Source organism: Natrinema salifodinae (assembly GCF_900110455.1).
Classification (GTDB): Archaea; Halobacteriota; Halobacteria; order Halobacteriales; family Natrialbaceae; genus Natrinema; species Natrinema salifodinae.
In genome coordinates, this window is the sequence record NZ_FOIS01000004.1 from 560,104 (window position 1) to 584,932 (window position 24,829).

Here is a 24,829-nt window from a genome sequence, read left to right on the forward strand (position 1 = left end):
CGCACGCTTAAGGGAGTGCCGAAAGTTGTTCTCGCCAGTATGGACTACAGGCTCGAAATCGACGGGACCCCGGAGACGGTACCCGGCGGGACCGGCGTTCTCCTCCTCCATCCGAGCACCGGTGAGACGGACCGCATCGACACCGATTTCCTCAAAGCCGACACCGACAACTTCCTCGTCGTCTCCACGCGAACCACCGCCCGCGAAGTCAGACAAAAACTCGAGCACTACGACGTCGATGAGGACCGCGCGGAAATTCTCGACACGCTGAGCATCGAACGGGGCTACTCCCGGCGCTCCTCCGACACCGTCCACTACGTCGCCGCTCCCGACGACGTCGACGGGATCGTCAACCACATCGATGGCTTCCTCGACGACCACGACGGCAAACTCCGCATCAGTTTCGACTCCGTAACCGAACTCGCCTACTACGCCGGCGACGACCAGGCGCTCGAAACGGTCGAGCGCATTCTCGAACTGCTCGAGGAGTACGACGCAGTCGGCCTCTTCCACCTCTCGGAGGAACCCCACGACGCGGCCACCGTCGACGAATTCCGCGCGCTGTTCGACGGCATCATCGACCTCGACGAGGACGGCAGCGTCGACGCCGAGTTCTGAAAACGAATCGGCCGCCATCGACCGGCGGAAACGGGAGTTCGTGGACCGGACGGGCCGAGTTCCGAGACGAGAACTGCAGTCGAACCGAGGGAATCGAACGCGACGGAGCGGAAAAAGAGCCTTACTCTTCGATCGATTCGAACGTCTTCTCAGCCCAGCGGATCGCATACTCGGGCCCGTGGTCGCGGTAGGCCTCCGTATCGAGTGCAGCGAAGGGAGCCGGGAGCTCGATCGCGTGTTTGATCGCGGCACAGGCCAATTCCGTCGCGTCCGCGAAGTCGGTGTCTCCGCGGGCGACCGCCCGCGGCAAGCCGGCGACGCGGTCTTCGAGCTGCGTCCCCGCGTCCTGCCAGGCGTCGGCGAGTTCGGGGTGGTCATCGTCCCAGTCGGCGAAGAGTTCGCGGGTCTGGAGTCCGACCCAACCGTCGTACAGCGCCGCCGCGACCTGATAGGTGGCGTTGGGATCGAGCGGGACCGCGTCGTCGAGATCGCGATAGGTCTCCTCGAAGAAGCCGATGAAGTGTTCCGGGACGTCGAGTCCGAGCTGGACGACCGCCTCGGCGAGCAGGAAGTCGACGAACGACTCCGGGGAGCCCTGCACCCGCGGCTTCACCAGGACGACCGGCGGCTCGGTCTGGCGGGTCCAGACGACGCTCCCGTCGCCAGGCATCCCGATCGTGAGGTCCGAACTCGCGTAGTGAGCGAGCAGTTGGGGGGCGTCTTCGGGGAGCCAGGTCGCGGGATAGCTCGCGGGCTCGAGCGCGTCGACGACCAGGCCGAGGTCCTCGGCCTGTGCCGGCGGGAGCGTCTCGAAGTCGCGATCGCAGTCGAAGACCTGCGCGTCGGGCGCGTGGGTCTCGCGGACGGCCTCGACCTGGTCCGAGAGCGCACGGGCCTCGAACATCAGGCGAGTGCGGTCTGGAAGACGAGCAGGATCGACAGCAGCGCCGATGCGGCGACCGTGGCAAGAACGACCTTGGTTGCGGTGCTCATGTGCGTGAGGTCGTATCCGCGTCGCTTAAATCCATCTGTCTCCGCCTCGGCGCTCGATTTTCGGGTCCTGGTTCTCGATGCCAGTTCTCCGCACCTCCTTCTCGGAGCTGTCGCTCCGAACCGATCGGACCGATCGGTCCGAACTCGGAGACGTTCGTCGACGCGACCGGAGCGGGACGATATGTCAGCCCACTATTTCGAGTGGAGAGAAAGGTCTAGAACTGATGGGTAAGACAGGAGATCGGAAGTGATCTGCAGTCGAAACGAACCGGTACAGAGTCGGCGAACAGAACGCGCACTCGGCAGCGTCGGGCGTCGATATCTCCCACTTTCGCAGTTCGAATACGGGTGCGCCCGTCGCGAACGGTACCGCCTTCGTCTTCGTCTCACCGCGCAACCGTCTCGTCACACGGCAGTCGCTCCCGAACGGCGTTACTCGTCGTCGCCGTCGCGCCAGGAATCCGGAACGTCGATGACGTACCGGCCGTCCTCCTGCAGCGAGACGATGTACTCCTCGCGGTTGTAGAGTTCCATCAAGTTGAGTTCGTACTGCCCGGGCTGGACGATCCTGATGCTCTCGAACTGTTCGTTGAGTTCCTCCCGGAGCTCTTCGATCGACGGCTGCTCGCCGCTGGGTTCGCTGACGACGCGGCCCTCCCCCGGTGGCTGCGCGTCGCCAGGCGGGCCGTCGCCATCGGGATCGGCGGCGGGCGGGAGGTCGTCCCTGGTGACGACTTCGGTCCGCGCATCGGCCTGGGCCGCGTTCTCGTCGTCCGCGAGCGTCGCCCGAGTCTGTGACTGGTCGCGGTCGGCCGCCGGGCTGGCCGTCCGGTCCGGCGCGTCGTCGTTGTCCGGCTCGACGGGCGGCTCGCTCGTTACAGTCGCATCAGTCGCATCGGACCGCTCTTCGGGCCGGCGCGCTGTCTCGGGCCACTCGGCGAACTCGCCGTCCGACTCCTCGTCGGACGCGGGGTCGGGACTGGGGCTGGCGGTCGCGGGCCAGGCCGTGGTCGACTGCGCGTTCGCGTTCGACTGCGTAGCTGTCGCCCCGTCGGTTTCGACTCGATCGGCACGCTCGGATGCGGATCCGGGCTCGGAACGGCGCTCGGGTTCGAACGTCTCCTGGTCCGCCGGGTCGCTCGATGCGGTCGACGAGTCCGAAGAACCGGTCGAGACCCAGTCGCGGACGGTCTCCGCGGCTCGCGAGGCGACACCGTCCGAGTTAGCGGTGTCGGTGTCGCTGCTGGAATCAACGGCGGTGCCAGTGTCGGTCGATCCCGAGCCACCGGTCCCATCGAACGAGTCGCCGGTCGTCGCGGACGGCGCGAACTGGAACTTGTTCCCTCCGCAGTCGGGACAGCCCGACAGCATCTCCTTGGAGCCGTCAGCGAACGTCCGGCCGCAGTTCGTACACTGGTGTGGCATTAGTTGCGGGACACGAGCGCGCTGATGAGCGTTTCGTCCTTATGGAGCGTCTCGATCTGATTAGCCGGCCCGATGACCGTCAGCTTCGCTTCTGACGTGTCGTTGCCCATAATGCGACCGAGCAGCGACGAGTCGCTCGTTTCGGACTTGGGATAGGTCTCGATCTCGATCCCGTTGAACTCGTTGGGGCTGATCTCGGACATCGTCACTTCGATGAGCCGGCTCTCCTCGTCGGGAGTTAACCCCTCTTCTAAGATGACGATGTTACCATCGTGGACGCCGTCCAAAATCATCCTGATCTTCTCCATCGTCGCCATCCCATCCATTCGTTCGCCGCTGATCAGGTCGATCTGTACGCCGTCGGACGGGTCCGAATCGTCTGCGTTTGTTGCTTTCGGCATGGTAGTCACCCGAAGTAGTCCGCGATCGAGTCGTACACTTCGTCCATGTTGTCGCCTTCCTTCGCCGACAGGGCGACGGTCTTGTGCTGCGGGAAGGCATCCTCGATCCGCTTCACGCTCGATTCATCGAGGTCGATCTTGTTCGCGAAGATGAGAACCGGGAGATTTCGAGACTCGATGATGCCGATCAGCATCGTGTTGACCTGCGTGATCGGATCCTCGGCGCTGTCCAAGACGTAGATGACGCCGTCGACGTCCTCGCGCAGCCAGTGCATTGCCTCGGCGACGCCTTCGGTCGCCTCGCGGGAGCGACGAATCGCGTCTTCTTCCTCCAAATCGTCAGTAAACTCCTCGTAGTCGACCTTCGTCGTCACGCCAGGCGTGTCGACGATATCGATGGTCACCGACTTCCCGTCGCGTTCGATCTCGACGTTTTCTTTCCTGCGTGCGCGACGCGTTTCGTGTGGAATGTGACTCTCCGCGCCGACGGCGTCACCAGTCCAATCGCGTGCGATCCGATTCGCGAGCGTCGTCTTGCCGGCGTTCGGCGGACCGTAGATACCGATTCGTTTGGGTTCCTGTTCCGAAAACAGGCGATCCGTAACCCGAGAGATACTATCTTTGAGTTCTGTGAACAGTCCCATCCTTTGGGGCCTCCAGCACCGCGGGGTGCATCTGCGCGTACTACTGAGCGAACTCACTTAAGCCTACGTCAGACGTGTTGACAATTCGATTCGTAGGAGTTGTTAGTATTCGGAGGTCTATCGATTGGTACTGGGAATTACCGGAGTGGGTAGAATGTGATTGTATCTCACTCTAGAGTTTCTAGAGTTCGGTCGAGAACGCGACCGAGAAACGGATCGGAAGGCCCCCACCCCTTCGTTTCGACTGGAGATCTACGACGGGGTGGGTCGACGAACTCCCGATCGGTTGGAAACTACCCCCTTCTTTCGACTCGAACCGACGTTCTGGAACCGCTTTCGGGTGAATACGTGGAATCGAACGAGTCGAGGACGATTCTAGTAACAGAGAACAGCAGTCTAGGAGGTGAATCGAGCCTCAGCGAAATCTCTAGTAAGACCTAGTAACTCAAAAACAACTCTAGTAATATTCCTTAGTTTGCTAGTGCTGCGGATACTGTTTCTATTCTATACTAATAAAACTTCCCAGTATCAATCACCGTCGTTCCCCCTCCCCCTCCGTCGACACGCTCCACTTGAAACGAAGGGGTGGGGGGCGGGTCGTACCGACGATATCATATTGTGTACTAGTGTCACTCTGGAAAGCGGTGGTCGGACTCCGAGTGCAGTCCCATCGCACCGAATCAGACACCCAATACGAGATCCGGTACTGGTGTGGATCCACTATCAACATCCCTACACTTCTAAACCTCCAAACGTAGATAACCAAAATAGCGAGTATCGGAACTGATACCGGTTGACATCTACGCTCTCTCAGGTTCGATCAAGGCGACGAGTGCATCCCGATGCTACTGAGTGGTTTCGATAGCTGACGTTCCAACCGCTGACGCTGTATCTCTGGTTCGTTGTCTGCGTTATCTGTGCGTAGCGGACGGTACACCACGTAGCGGACGGTACACCAACTTTCTGCGCAAACCGCGGCAATTACGGACTTTTCCGACTGAACTGTCTGAAGAATGTGTGGGACTATCCGTCAGTGAATCTTCAATCGCCGTCTTGAGCCTATCTGGCGGCAGTGACTTGGAACCGAGGAGGTGCGACACAGCCGATCGCCTATCCGAAGTTGTTCCGGCACGATTCGAAGGGAAAGGAAGACTTTATTATCGTGGTTTTCCTCTGTTTCGTTTGCATCAACTGGACCGGAATCGGGTATCTAGACCGGCCGATTGGCAGTAGGAGGCCATCTCGCCGCGGTATACCTCATTCCTGGTTCGGTGTTCCACTCGAAATAAGGGGGTTCGTATACGACGAATGTCAGACGACGACTCAGAGATCGCGGGTTCGGACGAGGTGGAGATCGGCGGATCGAACGGATTCTCGACGAACTTCGAGAACGCGGGGCTCGGCGACGGCGACGAGGAGTCGAATCAAGGACTGTTCGACGACCTGCTCAGCGGCGAACCGATTTTCGAGAACAAGGAGGTTCTCCGCCCGTCGTACACGCCACACGAACTCCCCCACCGAAGCGATCAGATCAACAAGATGGCGACGATCCTCGTCGCCGCGCTCCGCGGTGAGACCCCCTCGAACATCCTCATCTACGGGAAGACCGGGACCGGCAAGACGGCGAGCGCGAAGTTCGTCAGCAAGGAACTCGAGAGCACCTCCCAGAAGTACAGCGTCCCGTGCGACGTCGAATACATCAACTGCGAGGTCACCGATACCCAGTACCGCGTGCTCGCACAGCTCGCGAACAAGTTCATCGAGAAGAACGAAGCCCGAATCGACGAGCAGATCGACGAACTCGAGTCGCTGTTAGCCGCCCTCGACGAGTACGAACCGATCGACGCCGACACCCAGCGTGACTCCGTAAGCGACCAGGCGAATCGATCGCGATCGGACACCAACACGGCGTCGGACCCCTTCGATTTCGTTGCCGCGGACGAACCGGAGTCCAAATCTCACGTTTCGACTGAAGACAGTACCAGGCCGCAGTCGGGCGATTCTCCACTCGAAACTGGGGGGTCGGACCCTGACGGGCCGGCTACCGCGGGCGAAATCGACTCGCCGGAGGCCGACGATACCGGCCGGACCGCCGACGCCACCGTCGTGGCCGACGACTCGACCGCCCTGCCGTCGGACCATCCCCTCGAATCGACGCCGTTCGACGACCGGGCCGAGGTCGAAGACCGAATCGCGGACCTAGAGGATGACAAGGAGTCCTTCGAGGAGGTCCCGATGACCGGCTGGCCGACCGACCGGGTCTACAGCGTCTTCTTCGATGCCGTCGATTACGACGAGCGGGTCGTCGTCATTATGTTAGACGAAATCGACAAACTCGTCGAGAAAAGCGGCGACGACACGCTCTACAATCTCTCGCGGATGAACTCCGAACTCGAGAACTCGCGCGTGTCGATCATCGGTATCTCGAACGACCTGAAGTTCACCGACTTTCTCGATCCCCGGGTCAAGTCCTCGCTGGGCGAGGAGGAGATCGTCTTCCCGCCCTACGACGCGAACCAACTGCGAGACATCCTCGAACACCGTTCGGAGGTCGCGTTCAAAGGCAGCGCCCTCTCCGAAGACGTCATTCCGCTGTGTGCGGCCTTCGCCGCCCAGGAACACGGCGACGCGCGCCGCGCGCTGGACTTACTCCGGACCGCCGGTGAACTGGCCGAGCGGTCTCAGTCCGAGACGATCGTCGAGGAACACGTCCGCCAGGCGCAGGACAAGATCGAACTCGACCGGGTCGTCGAGGTCGTCCGCACGCTCCCCACGCAGAGCAAACTCGTGCTCTTCGCGATCATCCTACTCGAGAAAAACGGCGTCCACAGCATCAACACGGGCGAAGTGTTCAACATCTACAAGCGCCTCTGTGAAGAGATCGACGCCGACGTCCTGACCCAGCGGCGCGTGACGGACCTCATCAGCGAACTCGACATGCTCGGAATCGTCAACGCCGTCGTCGTCTCGAAGGGCCGGTACGGCCGGACCAAGGAAATCAGCCTCTCGGTGCCCCTCGAGGAGACGGAGGCGGTCCTCCTCTCGGACTCGCGACTCAGCGACATCGACGACATCCAGCCGTTCGTCCAGGCGCGGTTCGAGAACTGACGAGAGCGCTTTGCGTCCGAGCGGGTTCGGTGCCGCCAGGCGTCGTCACTCAGTTGCTGCCCTCCGTTTCCATTCGAAGCACTGCATGCACGTGACGAACAGCCCGCGCTATCGCGACCGAGCGGATACGAAAAGCGAGCGCGCCGTCGATCAGCGAGGGCCGGTTCGACGGCGACCGAGGGCGACGACGGCACCGCCACTGATACTGGCGCCGGTTGCGGCGATTCCGGCCGCACCGGCGAGTTCTCCGTCAGATCCGAGTTCGGCCCCGAGTCCGGCGGCGGCGGGACCGGTCGCTGCCGGTGCCGAGGTCGCTGCCGGATCGGACAACATCGGGTCGTAGAGCGCCGAACCCGCGGGCGAGGTCGGGGCGAGCATTCCGCCGAGGATCTGATCGAAGGTCAGTCGGACGTGGCCGAGCCACGGAATTCGGAACATCGCCTTGCCGGTGACCCACTCGGGTTTGACGACGGTGCTGACCGAGTTACCGTACTGATCGTACCCGGCGTTGTTGTCGCCTTTCGTGACGAATCCGTCGTGCGGGGCGGGGCAGGACTGGACCTCGGCACAGGTCGCATCGCCGATGACCTCTTCGTTGGCCTTGGTCTCGACCCATCTCTCGTCCTCCTCGACCCAGAAGTGGGCCCGGTGGATCACCGGCGTCGCGGCCGCGTTGCCGTTCGGCTGGAACACGATGACGTCACCCGGATTATTGAACTTCTCGTGGCCGCTCTCCTGGCCGTTCTCGAGGGTGACGACGCCGGTTCCGTCGGCGGGATTATCGCCGACGAATCTGCCCTCGTCGGCGACGAAGACGAGATCGCCCCTGTGCATGTGCGGCTCCATACTACCGCTCTCGACGGCGACCAGCGGCGGCCAGATCCCGCTGACCGCGAACAGGACGAGCCCGATGATCGCGACGATCGCGACGCTGCTCAGGACGTCCCGAACCAGCACGATGCTTTCGTCGTCCGTCTTGAGGAACCAGCGGACGATCCCGTCGTCTTCGATCGTCACGGCGTTCGATTCTGTCGAAGACGAAGATGCCGCCCCCGCTGGCCGCTCTCCCGGCGTTCGGGCCCCGTCGGTGCTTCGATCCTGCCGATTCCGGTCGTCCCCGGAATCGCCGTCGCCAGGCGGCTGCCCGGAGCTAGAACCGCTCATCGTCACCCGTTTTGCCGGGCCGGGAAATCAACCTTCTGTTCGTGCGAGTACGTTCGGTGGGCGGTCGGGGCGGCGAATCTCGTTCCCGACCGCGATCGCAGTCGAACCGACGGCTACGGCTTCCGCGCTCCGGCGGCCGCGAACAGGACGAGCGCGAACGCCCCCGACGCGACCAGGACGGCGGCCGATCCGACGCCGGACAGCGCGCGTATCGAATCGAACGCCAGGCGGAGTTCGCCGAGGTGTGGGACGCGGAGCATCGCCTTGCCGGTGACCCACTCGGGTTTGACGACGGTGGTCTCCGCGCCCGACCGCGGGAGTTGATCGTACGCGCGGTTGGCGTCGCCTTTCGTGACGAAGCCGTCGTGGGGGGCCGGACACGACGCGATGTCGGCACAGGTCGCGCCGTTCATGGCGGCGGGATCGGCCTTGGTCTCGACCCAGTTTTCGTCCGCCTCGACCCAGAAGTGGGCCCGATGGATCACCGACGTTGCCGTCGGATCGCCGTTCGGGACGAAGACGACGACGTCGCCGGCGAGCCCGAACCGCTCGTGGTCGGTCTCCCGTCCGTCTGCGAGGGTGACGACGCCCGTTCCCGCGATCGCGTCCTCGTCGGCGAACCGCCCCTCGTCGACGATGAAGACGAGATCGCTCTGCGAGATGTGCGGTTCCATGCTGCCGCTCTCGACGGCGACCAGCGGCGGCCACCCGCCGCTGATCGCGAACAGAAGGAGGCCGACGACCGCGACGATGGCGACGCTCGTCGCGACGTCGCGAACGGCGGCGATCGGTCCGCCGTCCGCCTCGCGGAGCCAGCGCACCGGGCCGTCCTCGATCGCGACTCGGCCGCGGTCGCGCGCGTCGGCGGCGGTTCGCGGACCGGCGTCGGGCGCCGAACCGGGATCGCCGTGCCGGTCCGACGGCGCCCAGTCGGAACCGCGGCGCCCATCCCGCGGAGCGGACCGATCGCGCGTTCGTTCACCGTCGGGACCGTCCATCGAAGATCCGTTTCTTCGAGCGCGGTATCAACCTTCCGGGGACTCTCGTCACGCCGTAACAGCCGAGACGGTGATCCGCTACCCTTTTGCCCTCCCTCGCGAATGCGAGGCGTGTGCCACTCGAGGCCTCCGCTCGGATCGTCAGCGAACTCACGACCCGCGGGTACAACGCCGAGCGCGAGGCGGTGACGAAACTCGCGGCGGCCGAGGACCCGCACGCGGCGCTCGAGCGCGTTCTCGAGAACGTCCCCGACGATGTCCTGGTCGTCCGCGCCGATCACGTGGCGGCCGCGCTGCCGGCCGACGGTACCGGTACCGCCGCCCGATCCGACGCCCCTGCCGATTCCGAATCGACCCCCTCCACTTCGACTGGAACTGACGCGACCCCGGGGCGGGAATCGACAGAGTCGTCTCCAGTTGAAACGGAGGGGTCGTCGCACGTCGACCGAGCCGCCGACCCCGACCTCCGATCGCTCGAGATCATCGGCGACATGACGGGCCAGAGCACGGGAACCGGCGAGTACGAGGACTTCGTTTCCGTCTTCCGCGACCGCCTCGACCGACTCGGCTCGAAGCTTCGGGGGCGGGTCAACCACCGGCCGGCCTCCGCCATCGAGGACATGCCTGGCGGCAGCGACGTCGCCATGGTCGGCCTGGTCAACGACATCCGGTCGACCGCCAGCGGCCACTGGCTGATCGAACTCGAGGACGCGACCGGGACCTTCCCCTGGCTCGTGATGAAAGATCGGGAGTACGTCGATCTCGTCGACGAACTCCTCTGTGACGAGGTGCTGGCGATGGAAGGGACCCTCGCGGACGACTCGGGGATCGCCTTCGTCGACTCGATGTACTTCCCCGACGTGCCTCGGACGTACGAGCCCTCGACCGCGGACCGCCACGTCCAGGCCGCGCTGATCAGCGACGTCCACGTCGGCAGCGAGGAATTCATGGCCGACGCCTGGGACCGCTTCGCCGACTGGCTTCACACCGACCAGGCCCGCCACGTCGAGTACCTCCTGATCGGCGGCGACATGGTCGAGGGCGTCGGCGTCTACCCCGACCAGGACGAGGAACTCGACATCGTCGACATCTACGAGCAGTACGAGGCGTTCAACGAACACCTGAAGAAGGTCCCCGGCGACCTCGAGATCGTCATGATCCCGGGGAACCACGACGCCGTCCGACTCGCGGAACCCCAACCCGGCTTCGACGAGGAACTCCGGGAGATCATGTCCGCGCACGACCCGCGGATCGTGAGCAACCCCTCGACGGTGACGATCGAGGGCGTTTCGGTGCTGATGTACCACGGCGTCTCCCTGGACGAGGTGATCGCGGAACTGCCCGAGGAGAAGGCCAGCTACGACGACCCCCACAAGGCGATGTACCAGCTCTTAAAGAAGCGCCACGTCGCGCCGCAGTTCGGGGGCCACACGCGACTCGCGCCCGAAGAGGAGGACTATCTGGTGATGGAGGAGGTACCCGACATCTTCCACACCGGCCACGTCCACAAGCTCGGATTCGGGAAGTACCACAACGTGCTCGCGATCAACTCCGGCTGTTGGCAGGCCCAGACCGACTTCCAGAAGAGCGTCAACATCGATCCTGACGCCGGCTACGCGCCCATCGTCGATCTGGATACGCTGGACGTGACGGTCCAGAAGTTCTCCTAACCAACGTTTTCCGCTGCGGGCGTGGCTACCCCGCGCCCTCGGCAAAATCTCGAGAGAGCGCTACGCGCTCTCTCGGACAGCGAGGGACCTCCGGTCCCTCGAGCAGTCGGCGCTAAGCGCCGACGACCTCTCGGAGCTTCGCTCCGCGTCGCTTTGATGAAAAGCACCCCCTTTCCCCTCCCTTCCGGGTCGGTCGTCGGCCCGCTCGCACGTTCCACTCGCTTGCGGTGTGACGCTCGGACTCGTTGCTATTCCTGCTACGGTTCCAGTCGAAACCGAACCGTCGGCGCGCCGTCGAATCGCGGCCCGCGGCCGCGTCGCTCGAACCCGAGTTCCTGGGCGGCCTCCTCGATCGGATCGGCGTCGGGCGACGCTAACACCTCGACGGCCATCGACTCCCGTTCCGCGAACCGGACCGGTTCGGCCAGGAGCCGCTTGCAGGCGTCGCCCGTGCCGTCGAGCTGGGTGACGTGAACGGTGTCTTCGCGCGCGTCGAAGCTGATAAAGCCGAGCAAGTCTTCCGGATCGGAGCCGCCATACTGCGAGTCCGAGACGTCGGCGTTCGGATCGCGAGGCCCGTCCTCGGCGACGCGGACCGTCCGGTCGTGGACGAGGTTCCGCATCACGTCGGTCGGGGAATCAGCGATCGACGCGAGCGCGTCGGCGTCGGCCTCGAGTGCATCCCGTACGTTCATCGACGTGTGGTAATGCTGCGCACGACAATAAATCCCGGTCGCGGCTGCGGGTTGTTTGGGCCAACACATTAGACCATTGCCATTTTCTGACGGGCCGCGTGTGGGTTCGAGTTGAACCGATCCGGCCGCCGCCACGGTAAAAATGCGGACGATGGGACACAGTTATCTGCCCGCTCTGGTAACGGGACGAGTATGAGTCACAGCATCGCAATGCGAGCCGTCTGTGAGGTGGCAGCATGCGCGTCGTAGCGAAGTTCGGCGGGACCAGTCTCGGCAGCGGCGACCGGATCAACCGCGCTGCGGACTCGATCGCCGCCGCCGTCGAGGACGGCCACGAGATCGCCGTCGTCGCCAGCGCGATGGGATCGACCACCGACGAACTCCTCGACGAGATTACCTTCGAGACCGACGAAGCCGACCGCGCCCAGATCGTCAGCATGGGCGAGCGGACGTCGGTCCGAATGCTCAAGGCCGCGCTGTCGGCCCGCGGGATCGACGCGGTCTTCCTCGAGCCCGGAAGCGATCGGTGGCCAGTCGTCACCGACGAGTACGGCGAGGTCAACGTCGAGGAGACCCAACAGCGGGCCGCCGACGTCGCGGCGGACCTCGACGACACGGTTCCCGTCATCACCGGCTTCCTCGCTGAAGGGCCCGAGGGCTCGATCACGACGCTCGGCCGCGGCGGCAGCGACACCACGGCGGTCATGATGGGCAAGTACATGGACGCCGACGAGGTCGTCATCATTACCGACGTCGAAGGCGTCATGACCGGCGACCCCCACGTCGTCGAAGGCGCCCGCAACGTCGGCGAGATTTCTGTCGACGAACTTCGGAACCTCTCGTTCCGCGGCGCCGAGGTCGTCGCCCCGTCCGCGCTATCGTACAAGGACGGCGGCCTGGACGTCCGCGTCGTCCACTACCAGCACGGCGACCTGCTCTCGGGCGGAACGAGCATCGAAGGCGAGTTCAAGAACCTGGTCGACCTGCGCGAGCGGCCCCTGGCCTGCCTGACCGTCGCCGGCCGCGCGATCCGCAACGAGCCTGGCGTCTTCCATCAGCTCTCGGAGGCCCTCGACGAGAGCGACGTCAATATCGACGCCGTCGCCAGCGGTATGGACACCGTCACGTTCTACATCGACGAGGAGGAGGCCGAACGCGCCGAGAACATCCTCCACCGCGAGGTCATCAACAGCGACGAGCTATCGAGCGTCACCGTCGACTCGCCGGTAGCCGTCGTCCGCGTCACCGGCGGCGAACTCCCCAGTCAGCCGGGGATCATCAGCGAGATCGTCAACCCCCTCGCCGAGGCCCGGATCCACCTCAACGACATCATCACCAGCGCGACCAGCGTCGCGCTGTTCGTCGACTGGGACGACCGCGAGGAGACGCTCGAACTGACCCAGGATCTGTTCTGACTGCTCGCGGCGCCCACTCACCAGTTCGGGATCGCCCGGGATCGCCGCTTTCCGTCCCGCCTGCGACGCTCGCCAGGCCACTCTTCGTCGGTTGCCATTGCAACCCCGTGATCACGGATCAGTCCGTACTTGTGACGGTCATACTGACGAACGTATTCAGTCCGTAATCCAGCGGTAATGTCAGCGTAACGAAGGGGGAACACGGTGGAGCGGGTGTCATGAGCACCGATTCGACAGTGACGGAAGTCTTCGAGGACGTCGAGGTCGATCCGGACGCGATCCTCGACGCCTGCGAGGCGGACACCCCCGAAGCGATCCTCGAGGGTGGCGGCGAACACGACGCCGTTCCCGACGACGAGATCGACGCGGACGACGTGACGGCGGCGGATCTGTTCGCCAACCTCAAGGAAACCGCGCTCGAGCTGTCCGGGTCCGATGCGCCAGGCGCGCCAGGCGCGGACGCGACGGATGCGGACGCAGACGCGGACGCGAGCGCTACCGGCTGGGAACTGGTCGGATCCGTGAGCGAAACCAGAATTTCCAACGACGCCTTCGGCGTCGGTGAGATCGATTCTGTCCCCGCCCCAGCCTCCGTCTCCGCATCCGATTTCGAATCGGAAGCCGACGGCGGCGCGACGAGCGGATTCGACTGGTTCGAATCGTAAGTGAAGGGACTGACGCGGCCCGAGGTCGACCGGTCGACGGAGCCGTCCATTGGCGGCCGGACGTGACCGTTGCTCCCCGAGTCGGTCCGTCGATACCCGGACGCCCGCACTCGATTTGATCAGGCTGGCTGTGGTGATGGAGGTATGGTCGCCTACAAATCCAAGATGGTCGAGCAGATCAGCCTCCCCTCGAGCGCGCAGCGGGAACGGAACCTCGAGGAGGCCGGCTACAACGTCTTCAACCTCGCCGCGGAGGACGTGTTCATCGATCTGCTGACCGACAGCGGCACGGGCACGATGAGCGACGACCAGTGGGCCGCGCTGATCCGCGGCGACGAGGCCTACGCGGGATCGCGGAGCTTCGACCGCCTCGAGTCGGCCGTCGCGGACGTGATGGGCTTCGAGCGCGTGGTGCCGACCCATCAGGGCCGCGGCGCGGAGAACGTCCTCTACGGAACGCTGCTCTCGGAGGGCGACGTGGCGCTTAACAACACCCACTTCGACACGACTCGGGCGCACGTCGCGAACCAGGGGGCAGACCCGGTCGACTGTCCGGTCTCGGAGGCCCACGACCCCGAGGCGGACGAGCCGTTCAAGGGCAACTTCTCGCTCGATCGGGCCCGCTCGGTCGTCGACGAGGTCGGCGCGGAGCGGGTCCCGCTGGTGATCCTGACGATCACGAACAACTCGGCGGCGGGCCAACCTGTTAGCGTCGCCAACACCCGCCGGGTCCGCGAGTTCGCCGACGAGATCGACGCGACGTTCGTGATCGACGCCTGCCGGTTCGCGGAGAACGCCGCCTTCGTGACCCGGCGCGAGGACGAGTTCGCCGACGCGGACGTCTCGTCGGTCGCTCGCGAACAACTCGGCTACGCCGACGCGGTCGTCATGAGCGGCAAGAAGGACGGCCTGGTGAACGTCGGTGGCTTCGTCGCGACCGACGACGAGGACCTCTTCGAGGAGTGCAAGCAGCGCGCGATCCTCTACGAGGGATTCCCGACCTACGGGGGGATGGCGGGTCGCGACCTGGCCGCGATGGCCGTCGGCCTGCGCGAAGCCGTCGACGAGGCGTACGTAGCGGACCGGATCGAGGGCGTCCGCCGCCTCGGCTCGCGGCTCGCCGAGGCCGGCGTGCCGGTCTACGAGCCGACCGGCGGGCACGCGGTCTACCTCGACGCGAGCGCCGCGTTCCCGCACATTCCCGACGAGGCGTTCCCAGGCCAGGCGCTGGTCTGCGAGCTCTACCGCGAAGGCGGAGTGCGGGGCGTCGAACTCGGCAGCTTCGCGTTCCCCGAGACCGATCGACCGGAACTCGTTCGACTCGCGGTGCCGCGTCGCACCTACCACCGGGAGCACTTCGATCACGTCGTGGAGACGGCGGCGGCCGCTCTCGAGGAGCGAGACGCGGTTTCGGGCTACGAGATCGCCTCCGAACCGTCGGTCCCGGAACTTCGGCACTTCACGGCGACGCTCGAACCGCGCTCGAGCTAACTCGCGAGAACGAGGCGGGTAAGCGGGCCGCGACGGCGATTTACACTCCGCTACAGGCTCGCGAGGACGTTGCGAGCCCGATCTCGAAGGGACGGTTCCGGCTCGGGCTCCGATCGACGGCGGAGCTGCTGTTTCGCGACCGACTGGAGCCCTTTCGCGGCGGCTTCGGAGGTCACCGCGTCGGCCACCCAGTCGGGCAGCTGTGACTCCAGCTCTCGTCGCTTCTGCGCTTTCATCTTGCCGAACCGGCGCAGCACCAGGCCGACCCCGAGGAACAGGCCGGCGTCGAGCAGCTCGCGCCGGAACCGCTCCCGATCGTTGCGGACCGCGATCGCCTTCACGAGCGAGAGCGCACCGATCGCCAGATAGACCTTCGAACTCTTCGACGGATCGCCGCTGAGCATCCGTTGGAGCGCCATGCGCAGGCACGTACCACGTTCCGTCAGAAAAAACTGCGCTGGCAGGCGACGGGTGACAGACGACGGGTCCCGTCTCGAGAGACATCGCCGCGCCGCCGCGGCGGTTCCCGGGCCGATCTGTGACGAACCCGGACTCGCAGCGTCGGACGCCGCGATCAGTCGGACCCGACTCCTCGATCGGCCTTGACGCCACGGTGTCGCTGTCCGTCGATCGGTTCGATTGCGAACCCGAGGCGCTCGTAGAACGGGCGCACGCCGTCGTCGAACCGCGCCGTGAGCCGCCCCTCGCGTTCGATCGCCTGGTCGATCAACGCGCGACCGATGCCGCGCCCGCGGTGGCGCCGGCGGACGCCGATCGCCGCGACGTGGGCGCCGCGCTCGCCCTCGATGGGTTCGAGGACGATCGTTCCGAGGATCCGTTCGCCCTCGTCGCCGCGCTCACCCGTCGTTCCGCACCGCCGATCGCCCGCGACGAAGACGTCGTCGGCCTCGATCCGGGCCTCGACGTCGCCCGGTTCGAGCATCGCGGCGTCGAGGATCCGGCGGACGGTCATGGCGTCGTCGGCGGTGGCCGTGCGGACGAACATCCGTCAGGACTGTTGTTCGACGTCGGCCAACAGCGCGTCGATTTCGGGCCGGTCGAGGTTGCTCCGACCGCGGTAGGCGTCCGCGATCGCGAGTTCGTCGCCGTCGCGGACGTCGAACACGATCGCGGCGGGCATCCGACCCACGAGGTCGAACCGACGACCGAGCGAACCGAGACGGACGGGCTGGTCGAGGGACTCCCCGACGGTCGCGTCCGGATCCGCACAGATCGGGAAGGGGAGTTCGTATCGCTCCTGCCATTCGCGGGCGCGCTCGCGGGGTTCGGGGACGATCGAGACGACCTGACAACCCCGCTCGCGGAACTCGTCGTAGCGGTCGGCGATCGCTCGGACCTGGCGGCGACACTGCCCGGCGTGGTGATCGCGGTGGAGCAACAGGACGACTGTCTCGTAGGCGGGATCGGACGCCTCGGTCGTCGTCGGGTCCGCTGGGTCGATCTCGTCGGCCAGGTCCGCGAGCGCGAGCGGGTCGGGTCCCGGGCCGACGTTCGGGAGGGAAATGTCGAGGACGGATTCGGCCATAGGCCGAGTACCGCGTCGCCCGCGAAAACGGCTGGGCTTTCAACAGTCGCGCTCCGCGTTCGAGGGAACGATTAAGTAACAATGCGTGGTAGTCTATCGCAAGATGTCCCCTCGTACGGCGGTATCGTCGACGGATTGGACGAGAAATCGCCGATCGCTGCGCGATCGTCGACCCGACGGGTGGCGAACCGAACGCCGGTGTGAGTGCCCGTGAGCCTGATCGCGATCCTCGACATCGCCCATCCGGACCTCGCGTTGACGCCGACGATTCGCGATTGCCCGGACACCTCCATCGAGGTCGTTTCCCACTCGACGACGGACCCGGAGACCGGCCTGTTTTTCTTCCTCGTCGAGGGCGCCGACGAGTCGTTCGAGGACGTGCTCGATCGGGATCACACGGTCACGGACTGGATGCTCGTCGACGATCTCGGGTCGACGGCCGTCTATCGCCTCGAACACGCCGACGGAACGGAACTCATCTCGCCGATGGCGACCGAACTCGGCGGGCTCCTGCTGCGGGCAGAGAGCAGCGATCGCGGCTGGACCGTCCGCCTCCACCTCCCCGATCGAGAGGCACTCGCCGCGCTCTGCGAGCAGTGCGAGGAATCCGACATCACGTTCGACCTGCACCGGATGTTTCGGCGGGACGAGTGGACCGACGGGGTGGCCCCGGAGGTCACCGACGAACAGCGGACCGCGCTGGTCAATGCCTACGAGGAGGGGTACTTCGAGGAGCCCCGCGAGACCTCGCTTGAGGATCTCGCCGACGTCCTCGACATCTCTCCGACGGCCGTGGGCGGACGCATCCGGCGGGGGACCGGCAAACTCGTGGAGACGACGCTGCTCGAGGAGTGACGAGCGCCGCCCCGACGGCACTCCGGCCGGGGAGGGCGGAGAGGACGGGACGGGCGGCGAGGGCGACGATCAGACGACGGCCAGGTGATCGTCGCGCGGCTCGTAGAGCGCCCCGGTCATCCGCACGTCGTACAGTTCGTCGAGGGTCTCCCCGACGGAGAACCCCCGCTCGCTCATCGCCGCGGCGATGGCGCCGATCGGGACGGCGCCCTCGTAGTGGGTCTCCAGTTCGGCGACGACGGTCTCGATATCGGTCGTCTCCGGGACCTCGCACGCCAGGCCGGATTGCGTGACGGTGACGTCGTGGCCCGTCTGGCGTCGGTGGCGGCGATAGAATTCGACGATCTCGTTCGCCGATTCGAGTTCTCGCTCGACCTCGCACTCCCGACACGTGGCCGCGAACGCAGCGTGCCGTTGTCGTGAATCGCTCGCAGTCATGGCTCGACGATCGCGTTACGCATTGTAGGCCTCCTGCGCCAGGCGGTGAAGTTTGTGGACGGTGTGTTCGTTCGGGCCGAGCTGGGCCTGCGCGATCGCCCCCGACTCGAGCCCGCGCTGCTGGCGTTCGACCAGCTCGAAGTCCTCCTCCTGGAGCTGCCGGCTCGTCCGGACGAACTCCGCTTCCTCCTCGGTCAGATCGGGATCCCTGAAGTAGTAGTCCGCGACGAGCTGGAACCGGCCCTCGTCGATAGGGTCGATGATGTAGGTGCCGTAGCCGTCGGCGGTCCCGTACATGTTGACCGTGAAGTTCGGCCAGAAGTAGTAGAACTTCGCCTCGTGCTCCTCGTGGATGCGCATCTCGTCGTCGACGTCCTCCTTGTGCTGGTAGTGGAGGATCCAGTGGTAGTCGTTGACCTCGAGTTCGGAATCGAGGAGTTCGAGGTCCCGCACCCAGTCCTGATGGTTGGCCTGGCAGTGGTCGCACTCGGAGTAATTCCCCCCAAACACCTTCCAGTTGCACTCGACCTCCGAGACGATGCGCCTGGCGAGGTGGTAGTCCTCGAGCGGGAGCGACTCGAGTTCGGTCTTCATCGAGCCGGCCTGCTCGTCGAGGGGCATCGGATCGTCGGCGAAGTTGACGAAGACGAACGGACCGATGCGGTCGGTGTGAACCGACATGAGGGCGTTCTTCTCTGCGTCCGGTTCGGAGACGTCCTCGTCCTCGAGATCGGGGTTTAAGCGCGCGTCCTCGAAGCTCTTTGGCGTGCTCGCGAGCGACCCGTCGAGGTCGTACGTCCAGAGGTGGTACGGGCACTTGATTCGGCCCGCGTTGTCGGGATCGGTCATCGGCGTCGCCTCGACCATCGCCGACCCGCGGTGCGCGCAGACGTTGTAGAACGCGTCGACGTCGCCGTCGTGGGTCCGAACGACGATGATCTCCCGATCGCCGATGGTTCGGGTGAAGTAGTCCCCCGGGTCCGGGATGCAGTTCGTGTGGCCCGCGTACACCCAGTACTGACCGAACACCGTCTCCTTCTCCATCTCGTGGACGTCCGGGTCGGTGAAGTACCGCGCCGGCAAGGCGTTGGTCTCGTCGGTGATGTCGGGGCTGACCGGTTCGACCTCGTCGCGACCGTTGTTCCACCGGGTCATGCTATGTGTCATGTCATGGCGTATCGTTCAATAAGGGTTGATCGCAGGTAGTTCGTACCTATAAGTGACGCCGCGGACCGCAGGGTCCCGATCCGGTTGCGCCGCCGAACGCCGACGCTCGTGCTCGCGCGGGCGGTATCGGATGTCGACTGCTCGTCGGCGCCGGGGCGGCGAGCGAGGTCGAGACCGCTCGGTCTTCCGGGACGCATCAAAAAGGTACGATATGAGACGGATTAACAGTCAAGGGGATCGTCGTCGAATCGATCGGCACTATGCACGCGACAGCGGACCGATACGACGTCGTCGTGATCGGCGTCGGTGGGATGGGCAGCGCGACGACCTACCACCTCGCCGAGCGGGGCCTCGACGTGGTGGGCCTCGAGCGGTACGACGTCCCCCACACGATGGGCTCGTCCCACGGCATCACGCGGATCATCCGCCGGGCCTACTACGAACACCCCTCCTACATTCCGCTCGTCGAACGGGCGTACGATCTCTGGGACCGCCTGGCGGACGAGACCGGGCGCGACGTGATCCACCGAACGGGATCGATCGACGCCGGCCCCGAGGACAACGTCGTCTTCGAGGGGTCGCTGCGCTCCTGCGAGGAACACGACATCCCTCACGAGGTGCTCACGAGCGCCGAGGTCTCCGAGCGGTTCCCCGGGTACGACCTCCCGGAGGGCCACAAGGCGTTGTACCAGCCCGACGGCGGGTTCGTCGTCCCCGAACAGGCGATCGTCGGCCACGTCGAGGCGGCCCAGGCCGCGGGCGCGGAGGTGCGCGCCCGCGAACGCGTTCTCGACTGGGAGCCGACGCCGGACGAGGGCGTCCGCGTCGAGACCGACCGCGACACCTACGAGGCCGACGCCATGGTGCTGGCCGCCGGCGCCTGGAACTACAAGTTCACCGACGCGCTCGAGGGGCTCGCGGTGCCGGAACGCCAGGTGCTGGGCTGGTTCCAGCCCGACCGGCCGGCGACGTTCGACCCCGATACCTTCCCGGTCTGGAACCTGAAGGTCCCCGAGGGACGGTTCTACGGACTTCCGGTCTACGACGTGCCGGGGTTCAAGATCGGCAAGTACCACCACCGCGACGAGAAGGTCGATCCGGACGAGTACGACCGGGAACCGAACCGCGAAGACGAGCGCCTCCTTCGCGAAGTCACGGCGAACTACTTCCCGGAAGCGGCCGGGCCGACGATGCGGCTCGCGACCTGCATGTTCACGAACTCGCCCGACGAACACTTCATTCTGGACACCCTGCCCGACCACCCGCAGGTGGCCGTCGGCGCGGGATTCTCGGGCCACGGCTTCAAGTTCGCCAGCGTTATCGGCGAGATCCTCGCAGACCTCGCGGCCGACGGCGAGACCGATCACCCGATCGAGATGTTCGGCCTCGATCGGTTCGACGACGCGTAGTCCGTCTCCCTTCGTCGCTTCTCGATCGTTGGCCGCTGCGTTTCGATCCGCCACCCACTCTTCCGCGACCGCTCTCGAGCGGGGACGAACCGGTCGCGCGATCCCCCGATCGTCGCGTGATCTCGCACCCGCGACTGTTATACGTCACAGGTTATCCACCCGGATAGCTATGCTCGGTCCGCTGGCACTATCTATGTCATATGAGTGCAGGGAACACGCTCCCCGACAGCGCGGGAACCGTCGTCGTCGGCGCCGGCTGCGTCGGCTGTAGCGCCGCCTACCACCTCACCAGCCTGGGGCGCGAGGACGTCGTCGTCGTCGATCAGGGGCCGCTGTTCGAGACCGGCGGCTCCACCTCGCACGCGCCTGGCCTGGTCTTCCAGACCGGCGGGACCAAGCTGATGACCCGGATGGCGTCGTACACGCGCGAACTGTACGAGGATCTCGACGGCTTCCGGACCTGCGGCGGGATCGAGGTCGCGTACACAGCGGACCGCTGGGACTTTCTGAAGCGAAAACGCGAGCGAGGGCAGTCCTACGGGATCGAGGGCGGGGAACTGCTCTCGCCCGACGAGGTCGCCGACCGCGTCCCGCAGATCGACCCCGAGGCCATCCACGGCGGCTACTACGTCCCGACGGACGGCAAGGCCCACGCCGTCGACGCCTCCGCGGCAATGGCCGAGCGCGCCCGGTCGGCTGGCGCCGAGTTCTACGGCGAGACGACGGTCACGGACCTCGAAGTCGAGAACGGCGAGATCCGGGCTGTCGTCACCGATCGGGGGCGCATCGCGGCCGACGAGGTGCTCGTCGCGACGAACATCTGGGGTCCGCTGTTCGGCGACATGGTCGGCGTCGACATCCCGTTGGTCCCCTGCGCTCACCAGTACCTGGTCTCGGACGAACTCCCGGAACTCGCCGGCGCGAGCCGCGAGATCGAGCAGCCGTTGCTCCGCCACCAGGACCGGTCGCTGTACTTCCGCCAGCACGGCGAGCGCTACGGCATCGGCTCGTACAATCACGAATCGCTGTTGGTCGATCCCGCGGACATCTACGGCCCCGAGAAACTCGACGATCTGGGGCTCGAGTACCCCTCGCTGCGGGAGTTCACGTCGGAACACTTCTACGAGAACACCCATCCGGACCACGACCAGGCGGCCTCCGACGCGGCCTGCGAACTCGTCCCCTCCCTGCGGGACGCTGAGTTCGAGTCCGGGATCAACGGAATGTTCTGTTTCACCCCCGACGGAATGCCGATTCTGGGCCCGACCGAGGAGATCGACGGGCTCTGGTGGGCGCTCGCGATCTGGGTCACCCAGTCGGGCGGCGCCGGGAGTATCGTCGCCCACTGGATGGAAGACGGCGTCCCCCGCCTCGACGGCGAGCGCGTCGACGCGACGGGCGCGCACATCTCACGGTTCCAGCCCCACGCGGGTTCGCGGGAATACACCTGGGGTCGGGGTGCACAGCAGTATCAGGAAGTCTACCAGCTGATTCACCCGCGAGAGCAGCCGGAGGGCCAGCGCGGCCTCCGACGGAGCCCGTTCTATCACCGGCAGGACGAACTCGGCGCGGCGTTCTACGACTCCGGCGGCTGGGAGACCCCGCAGTGGTACGAGTCGAACGAGGCCCTACTCGAGGAGTACGACGTCCCCGACCGGCCCGATTGGCTCGACCGCGGCTGGTCAAAGGCCCACGGCGTCGAGCACCAGGCGGTCCGCGATCGCGTCGCGATGGTCGACATGACGACCTACACCGGGATCGAGGTGACCGGCGAGGGCGCGACCGGCCTCCTCCAGGGGCTCCTGACGAACGACGTCGACGTCTCGCCTGGCCGGATTCGTTACGCCGCGATGTGCAACGAGGACGGCGGCATTCTCGCCGACGTGACGGTCGCGCGGCTCGCGGACGATCAGTACACGGTGTACACGGGCGGCGGGAACTCCGCGACGCTGCACTCGCGGTGGATCCGCGAGCACGCGCCCGACGACGGCTCGGTGTCGGTGACGACTCGCGACTCGGACATGTGCGGGATCGGCGTCTTCGGTCCCGAGTCCCGCGAGGTTCTCTCCTCGCTCGTGGAAGCGGACCTCTCGAACGACGCGTTCCCGTTCTACACCGCCCAGGAGACGTACCTCGAGAGCATCCCGGTCACGATGCTCCGGCTCTCTTACGCGGGCGAACTGGGCTGGGAGCTGTACGCGCCGATGGAGTACGGCGCGCGGCTGTGGGAGCTGATCGAGGACGCCGGCGAGGCACACGGCATCGTCCCGATGGGGTGGGCGGCACTGGACTCGACGAGTATGGAGAAGGGGTTCCGGCTGTGGGGGACCGACGTGACCCCCGAGTACAACCCCTACGAAGCGGGGATCGGCTTCGCGGTCGATCTCGAGACGGACTTCGTCGGGAAGGAGGCCCTCGTCGAGGCTCGCGACGCGGGCATCGATCGAAAGCTCGTCCCGATCACGCTCGACGAGCCAGGCGCGGTCGTCGATACCGGGCACCCGGTGCTCGATCCGGACGGCGACGACGCGCTCGGCTACGTCACGCGGGCGGACTACGGCTACACGATCGACGCCGGAATCGCGTACGCGTACCTGCCGGCGGCCGACGCCGAGCCCGGCCGCGACGTCGAGATCAGCTACGAGAACGACCGGTACGCCGGGACGGTCCGGGACGAACCGCTGTTCGATCCCGACCGCGAGAAGATGCTCCGCTGATCGACCATGAACGAGGAGCGCAGAACCGTCGAGTTCGAGGACATCGAAGCGGCCCGCGACCGGCTCGACGACGAGTCGGTCGTCAAGCACACGCCGGTCGAACGGAGCACGTCCCTCGACGATCTGACCGGCGGCGAGGTCCACCTCAAGATGGAGCACCTCCAGTGGACGGGCTCGTTCAAAACTCGCGGCGCGTACAACAAGATCGCCCAGTGCGTCGCCGACGGCGACACGGAGCGGGTCGTCGCGGCCAGCGCCGGCAATCACGCCCAGGGCGTCGCGCTCGCGGCGACGAGACTCGGCGTCGACTCCACGATCGTCATGCCACGCGGCGCGCCCCAGGCGAAAGTCGACGCCACCCGGGGCTACGGCGCGGACGTCGAACTCGTCGGCAGCGACTTCCGGGAGGCGATGACCCACGCGAAGGGGCTCGTCGACGACGACGCGACGGCGTTCGTTCACGCGTACGACGACCCCGCGATCGTCGCCGGCCAGGGAACCCTCGGCCTCGAGATGTACGACGATCTCCCGTCGGTGGACACCGTCGTCGTTCCGATCGGCGGCGGCGGGTTGATCTCGGGGATCGCGACGGCCTTCGCCGAGCGCTCGCCGGAGACGCGCATCGTCGGCGTCCAGGCGGCCGGCGCGTCGACCGTGTCCGAAAGCCTCCGGAAGGGGGCGGCCATCTCGCTCGACTCGGTGAACACGATCGCCGACGGCATCGCGACCGGCGGGATCTCGGAGCTGACGCTCTCGATGATCGAGGACCGCGTCGACGAGGTGGTCACCGTCACCGACGGCGAGATCGCCCGCGCGGTGCTCCTCCTGCTCGAGCGGGCCAAGCAGGTGGTCGAGGGGGCCGGCGCGGCGTCGGTCGCCGCGATCGTCAGCGACGAACTCGACGTGCGAGGCGAGACCGTGATGCCGCTCCTGAGCGGCGGCAACCTCGACATGACGATGTTACAGACCGTGCTCGTCCACGCGCTGACCGACCGCGAACAGCTGCTTCGGTTGCGCGTCCGCATCGACGACCGGCCGGGCAAGATGGAGGAGGTTTCGGGGCTCATCGCCGGCCACGGCGCCAACATCCAGAACGTCCGCCACGACCGCTCGGCGCCCGAACTGGACGTGGGGGAGGCGTACCTCGTCTTCCAGATCGAAACCAGCGGTTCGGGCCAATCGCGGTCGATCGTCCGGTCGATTCGCGATCACGGCTACGAGGTCAGACACGTCAATGCGTGACCGCTCCCGCTCGACCCTAATCGGTTCGGTCGGTGGTATAAAAGCGACGCCGGCTATTAAGATGAATCTTGATTGTAGTGGTTGCCATTCTTTACCTCGGTGCATGATACCATGGTATGGAACGGCACGAGAGAGGTGCCGCCGCGGACGGCGGGCAAGTTTGGCGGT

22 protein-coding genes are annotated in these 24,829 nt (G+C 65.6%); 10 read left to right on the top strand and 12 right to left on the bottom strand.

Annotated features, from left to right (window positions below):
- Positions 1 to 39: 39 nt before the first annotated feature.
- The gene (locus tag BMY29_RS17035) at positions 40 to 618 is read left to right on the top strand and encodes a DUF7090 family protein (protein ID WP_049989476.1); all 579 of its coding nucleotides are present in this window, start codon (positions 40 to 42) and stop codon (positions 616 to 618) included.
- Between the two features lie 121 nt (positions 619 to 739).
- On the opposite strand, the gene BMY29_RS17040 is transcribed toward BMY29_RS17035, so the two are convergent.
- The 4 genes from BMY29_RS17040 to BMY29_RS17055 all read right to left on the bottom strand — a co-directional run bounded on the left by BMY29_RS17040 (position 740) and on the right by BMY29_RS17055 (position 4,081).
- Positions 740 to 1,522: a DUF7089 family protein gene (locus BMY29_RS17040; protein WP_049989475.1), complete on the bottom strand. Its 783-nt coding sequence runs from the start codon at positions 1,520 to 1,522 to the stop codon at positions 740 to 742.
- A 521-nt stretch (positions 1,523 to 2,043) separates the two neighbouring features.
- Positions 2,044 to 3,036: an OapC/ArvC family zinc-ribbon domain-containing protein gene (locus BMY29_RS17045; protein ID WP_049989474.1), complete on the bottom strand. Its 993-nt coding sequence runs from the start codon at positions 3,034 to 3,036 to the stop codon at positions 2,044 to 2,046.
- The gene (locus tag BMY29_RS17050; protein WP_049989473.1) at positions 3,036 to 3,437 is read right to left on the bottom strand and encodes a DUF2073 domain-containing protein; all 402 of its coding nucleotides are present in this window, start codon (positions 3,435 to 3,437) and stop codon (positions 3,036 to 3,038) included. Before BMY29_RS17050 ends, BMY29_RS17045 begins: the two co-directional genes overlap by 1 nt.
- Positions 3,438 to 3,442: 5 nt before the next feature.
- Positions 3,443 to 4,081, bottom strand: coding sequence for an Era-like GTP-binding protein (locus BMY29_RS17055; RefSeq protein WP_049989472.1), 639 nt, complete (start codon positions 4,079 to 4,081; stop codon positions 3,443 to 3,445).
- Positions 4,082 to 5,389: 1,308 nt separating this feature from the next.
- Here BMY29_RS17055 and BMY29_RS17060 point away from each other — a divergent pair.
- A complete protein-coding gene (locus tag BMY29_RS17060; protein WP_049989471.1) occupies positions 5,390 to 7,189 on the top strand; it encodes a Cdc6/Cdc18 family protein in 1,800 nt (599 codons plus the stop codon).
- Positions 7,190 to 7,339: 150 nt separating this feature from the next.
- Here the strand turns inward: BMY29_RS17060 and BMY29_RS17065 are convergent, their stop codons facing one another.
- Both BMY29_RS17065 and BMY29_RS17070 read right to left on the bottom strand, forming a co-directional pair.
- Positions 7,340 to 8,353 carry a S24/S26 family peptidase gene (locus tag BMY29_RS17065; protein ID WP_049989492.1) on the bottom strand — a complete coding sequence of 338 codons (1,014 nt, stop codon included), beginning with the start codon at positions 8,351 to 8,353 and terminating at the stop codon, positions 7,340 to 7,342.
- 113 nt (positions 8,354 to 8,466) lie between these two features.
- A complete protein-coding gene (locus BMY29_RS17070; RefSeq protein ID WP_049989470.1) occupies positions 8,467 to 9,351 on the bottom strand; it encodes a S24/S26 family peptidase in 885 nt (294 codons plus the stop codon).
- A gap of 113 nt (positions 9,352 to 9,464) precedes the next feature.
- Between BMY29_RS17070 and BMY29_RS17075 the strand changes: the two genes are divergently transcribed.
- Entirely contained in the window at positions 9,465 to 11,021 is a 1,557-nt protein-coding gene (locus BMY29_RS17075) for a DNA-directed DNA polymerase II small subunit (protein ID WP_049989469.1), read from the top strand.
- A gap of 257 nt (positions 11,022 to 11,278) precedes the next feature.
- Here BMY29_RS17075 and BMY29_RS17080 read toward each other — a convergent pair whose 3' ends face one another.
- Positions 11,279 to 11,716 (bottom strand): hypothetical protein, encoded by a 438-nt coding sequence (locus BMY29_RS17080; protein ID WP_049989468.1) that lies wholly within the window; start codon positions 11,714 to 11,716, stop codon positions 11,279 to 11,281.
- Positions 11,717 to 11,952: 236 nt separating this feature from the next.
- Between BMY29_RS17080 and BMY29_RS17085 the strand changes: the two genes are divergently transcribed.
- The 3 genes from BMY29_RS17085 to BMY29_RS17095 all read left to right on the top strand — a co-directional run bounded on the left by BMY29_RS17085 (position 11,953) and on the right by BMY29_RS17095 (position 15,287).
- Positions 11,953 to 13,131 (top strand): aspartate kinase, encoded by a 1,179-nt coding sequence (locus BMY29_RS17085; protein WP_049989467.1) that lies wholly within the window; start codon positions 11,953 to 11,955, stop codon positions 13,129 to 13,131.
- 218 nt (positions 13,132 to 13,349) lie between these two features.
- Entirely contained in the window at positions 13,350 to 13,796 is a 447-nt protein-coding gene (locus BMY29_RS17090; protein ID WP_049989466.1) for a hypothetical protein, read from the top strand.
- A gap of 144 nt (positions 13,797 to 13,940) precedes the next feature.
- Positions 13,941 to 15,287, top strand: a complete 1,347-nt coding sequence (locus BMY29_RS17095; RefSeq protein WP_049989465.1) for a tryptophanase — start codon at positions 13,941 to 13,943, stop codon at positions 15,285 to 15,287.
- A gap of 50 nt (positions 15,288 to 15,337) precedes the next feature.
- Here BMY29_RS17095 and BMY29_RS17100 read toward each other — a convergent pair whose 3' ends face one another.
- The 3 genes from BMY29_RS17100 to BMY29_RS17110 form a co-directional block, all read right to left on the bottom strand.
- On the bottom strand, positions 15,338 to 15,706 hold the full coding sequence (locus BMY29_RS17100) for a hypothetical protein (RefSeq protein WP_049989464.1): 369 nt from the start codon (positions 15,704 to 15,706) through the stop codon (positions 15,338 to 15,340).
- Positions 15,707 to 15,861: 155 nt separating this feature from the next.
- Positions 15,862 to 16,293, bottom strand: coding sequence for a GNAT family N-acetyltransferase (locus tag BMY29_RS17105; protein WP_049989463.1), 432 nt, complete (start codon positions 16,291 to 16,293; stop codon positions 15,862 to 15,864).
- Positions 16,294 to 16,296: 3 nt separating this feature from the next.
- On the bottom strand, positions 16,297 to 16,833 hold the full coding sequence (locus BMY29_RS17110) for a redoxin domain-containing protein (RefSeq protein WP_049989462.1): 537 nt from the start codon (positions 16,831 to 16,833) through the stop codon (positions 16,297 to 16,299).
- A 210-nt stretch (positions 16,834 to 17,043) separates the two neighbouring features.
- Here BMY29_RS17110 and BMY29_RS17115 point away from each other — a divergent pair, with 210 nt between their 5' ends.
- The gene (locus tag BMY29_RS17115; RefSeq protein WP_049989461.1) at positions 17,044 to 17,688 is read left to right on the top strand and encodes a helix-turn-helix domain-containing protein; all 645 of its coding nucleotides are present in this window, start codon (positions 17,044 to 17,046) and stop codon (positions 17,686 to 17,688) included.
- A gap of 69 nt (positions 17,689 to 17,757) precedes the next feature.
- On the opposite strand, the gene BMY29_RS17120 is transcribed toward BMY29_RS17115, so the two are convergent.
- Complete coding sequence (locus tag BMY29_RS17120) at positions 17,758 to 18,126, bottom strand: hypothetical protein (protein ID WP_049989460.1); 369 nt, start codon at positions 18,124 to 18,126, stop codon at positions 17,758 to 17,760.
- Positions 18,127 to 18,141: 15 nt separating this feature from the next.
- Positions 18,142 to 19,281 (bottom strand): aromatic ring-hydroxylating oxygenase subunit alpha, encoded by a 1,140-nt coding sequence (locus BMY29_RS17125; protein ID WP_049989459.1) that lies wholly within the window; start codon positions 19,279 to 19,281, stop codon positions 18,142 to 18,144.
- A 272-nt stretch (positions 19,282 to 19,553) separates the two neighbouring features.
- On the opposite strand from BMY29_RS17125, the gene solA reads away from it, so the two are divergent.
- The 3 genes from solA (at position 19,554) to ilvA (ending at position 24,661) form a co-directional block, all read left to right on the top strand.
- Positions 19,554 to 20,702, top strand: a complete 1,149-nt coding sequence (gene solA, locus BMY29_RS17130; RefSeq protein WP_049989458.1) for an N-methyl-L-tryptophan oxidase — start codon at positions 19,554 to 19,556, stop codon at positions 20,700 to 20,702.
- Positions 20,703 to 20,902: 200 nt separating this feature from the next.
- Entirely contained in the window at positions 20,903 to 23,419 is a 2,517-nt protein-coding gene (locus tag BMY29_RS17135) for a GcvT family protein (protein WP_049989457.1), read from the top strand.
- A 6-nt stretch (positions 23,420 to 23,425) separates the two neighbouring features.
- Complete coding sequence (gene ilvA / locus BMY29_RS17140; RefSeq protein ID WP_049989456.1) at positions 23,426 to 24,661, top strand: threonine ammonia-lyase; 1,236 nt, start codon at positions 23,426 to 23,428, stop codon at positions 24,659 to 24,661.
- The last annotated feature ends 168 nt before the right edge of the window (positions 24,662 to 24,829 follow it).

Bases quoted from the DNA above. Each gene is read 5' to 3' on its own strand.
- BMY29_RS17110 (WP_049989462.1), bottom strand. From the start codon at position 16,833: ATGGCCGAATCCGTCCTCGACATTTCCCTCCCGAACGTCGGCCCGGGA.
- BMY29_RS17065 (WP_049989492.1), bottom strand. From the start codon at position 8,353: ATGAGCGGTTCTAGCTCCGGGCAGCCGCCTGGCGACGGCGATTCCGGG.
- BMY29_RS17035 (WP_049989476.1), top strand. From the start codon at position 40: ATGGACTACAGGCTCGAAATCGACGGGACCCCGGAGACGGTACCCGGC.
- BMY29_RS17055 (WP_049989472.1), bottom strand. From the start codon at position 4,081: ATGGGACTGTTCACAGAACTCAAAGATAGTATCTCTCGGGTTACGGAT.
- BMY29_RS17060 (WP_049989471.1), top strand. From the start codon at position 5,390: ATGTCAGACGACGACTCAGAGATCGCGGGTTCGGACGAGGTGGAGATC.
- BMY29_RS17120 (WP_049989460.1), bottom strand. From the start codon at position 18,126: ATGACTGCGAGCGATTCACGACAACGGCACGCTGCGTTCGCGGCCACG.
- BMY29_RS17040 (WP_049989475.1), bottom strand. From the start codon at position 1,522: ATGTTCGAGGCCCGTGCGCTCTCGGACCAGGTCGAGGCCGTCCGCGAG.
- BMY29_RS17045 (WP_049989474.1), bottom strand. From the start codon at position 3,036: ATGCCACACCAGTGTACGAACTGCGGCCGGACGTTCGCTGACGGCTCC.
- BMY29_RS17135 (WP_049989457.1), top strand. From the start codon at position 20,903: ATGAGTGCAGGGAACACGCTCCCCGACAGCGCGGGAACCGTCGTCGTC.
- BMY29_RS17125 (WP_049989459.1), bottom strand. From the start codon at position 19,281: ATGACCCGGTGGAACAACGGTCGCGACGAGGTCGAACCGGTCAGCCCC.
- BMY29_RS17070 (WP_049989470.1), bottom strand. From the start codon at position 9,351: ATGGACGGTCCCGACGGTGAACGAACGCGCGATCGGTCCGCTCCGCGG.
- BMY29_RS17100 (WP_049989464.1), bottom strand. From the start codon at position 15,706: ATGGCGCTCCAACGGATGCTCAGCGGCGATCCGTCGAAGAGTTCGAAG.
- solA (WP_049989458.1), top strand. From the start codon at position 19,554: ATGCACGCGACAGCGGACCGATACGACGTCGTCGTGATCGGCGTCGGT.
- ilvA (WP_049989456.1), top strand. From the start codon at position 23,426: ATGAACGAGGAGCGCAGAACCGTCGAGTTCGAGGACATCGAAGCGGCC.
- BMY29_RS17105 (WP_049989463.1), bottom strand. From the start codon at position 16,293: ATGTTCGTCCGCACGGCCACCGCCGACGACGCCATGACCGTCCGCCGG.
- BMY29_RS17095 (WP_049989465.1), top strand. From the start codon at position 13,941: ATGGTCGCCTACAAATCCAAGATGGTCGAGCAGATCAGCCTCCCCTCG.
- BMY29_RS17090 (WP_049989466.1), top strand. From the start codon at position 13,350: ATGAGCACCGATTCGACAGTGACGGAAGTCTTCGAGGACGTCGAGGTC.
- BMY29_RS17085 (WP_049989467.1), top strand. From the start codon at position 11,953: ATGCGCGTCGTAGCGAAGTTCGGCGGGACCAGTCTCGGCAGCGGCGAC.
- BMY29_RS17080 (WP_049989468.1), bottom strand. From the start codon at position 11,716: ATGAACGTACGGGATGCACTCGAGGCCGACGCCGACGCGCTCGCGTCG.
- BMY29_RS17050 (WP_049989473.1), bottom strand. From the start codon at position 3,437: ATGCCGAAAGCAACAAACGCAGACGATTCGGACCCGTCCGACGGCGTA.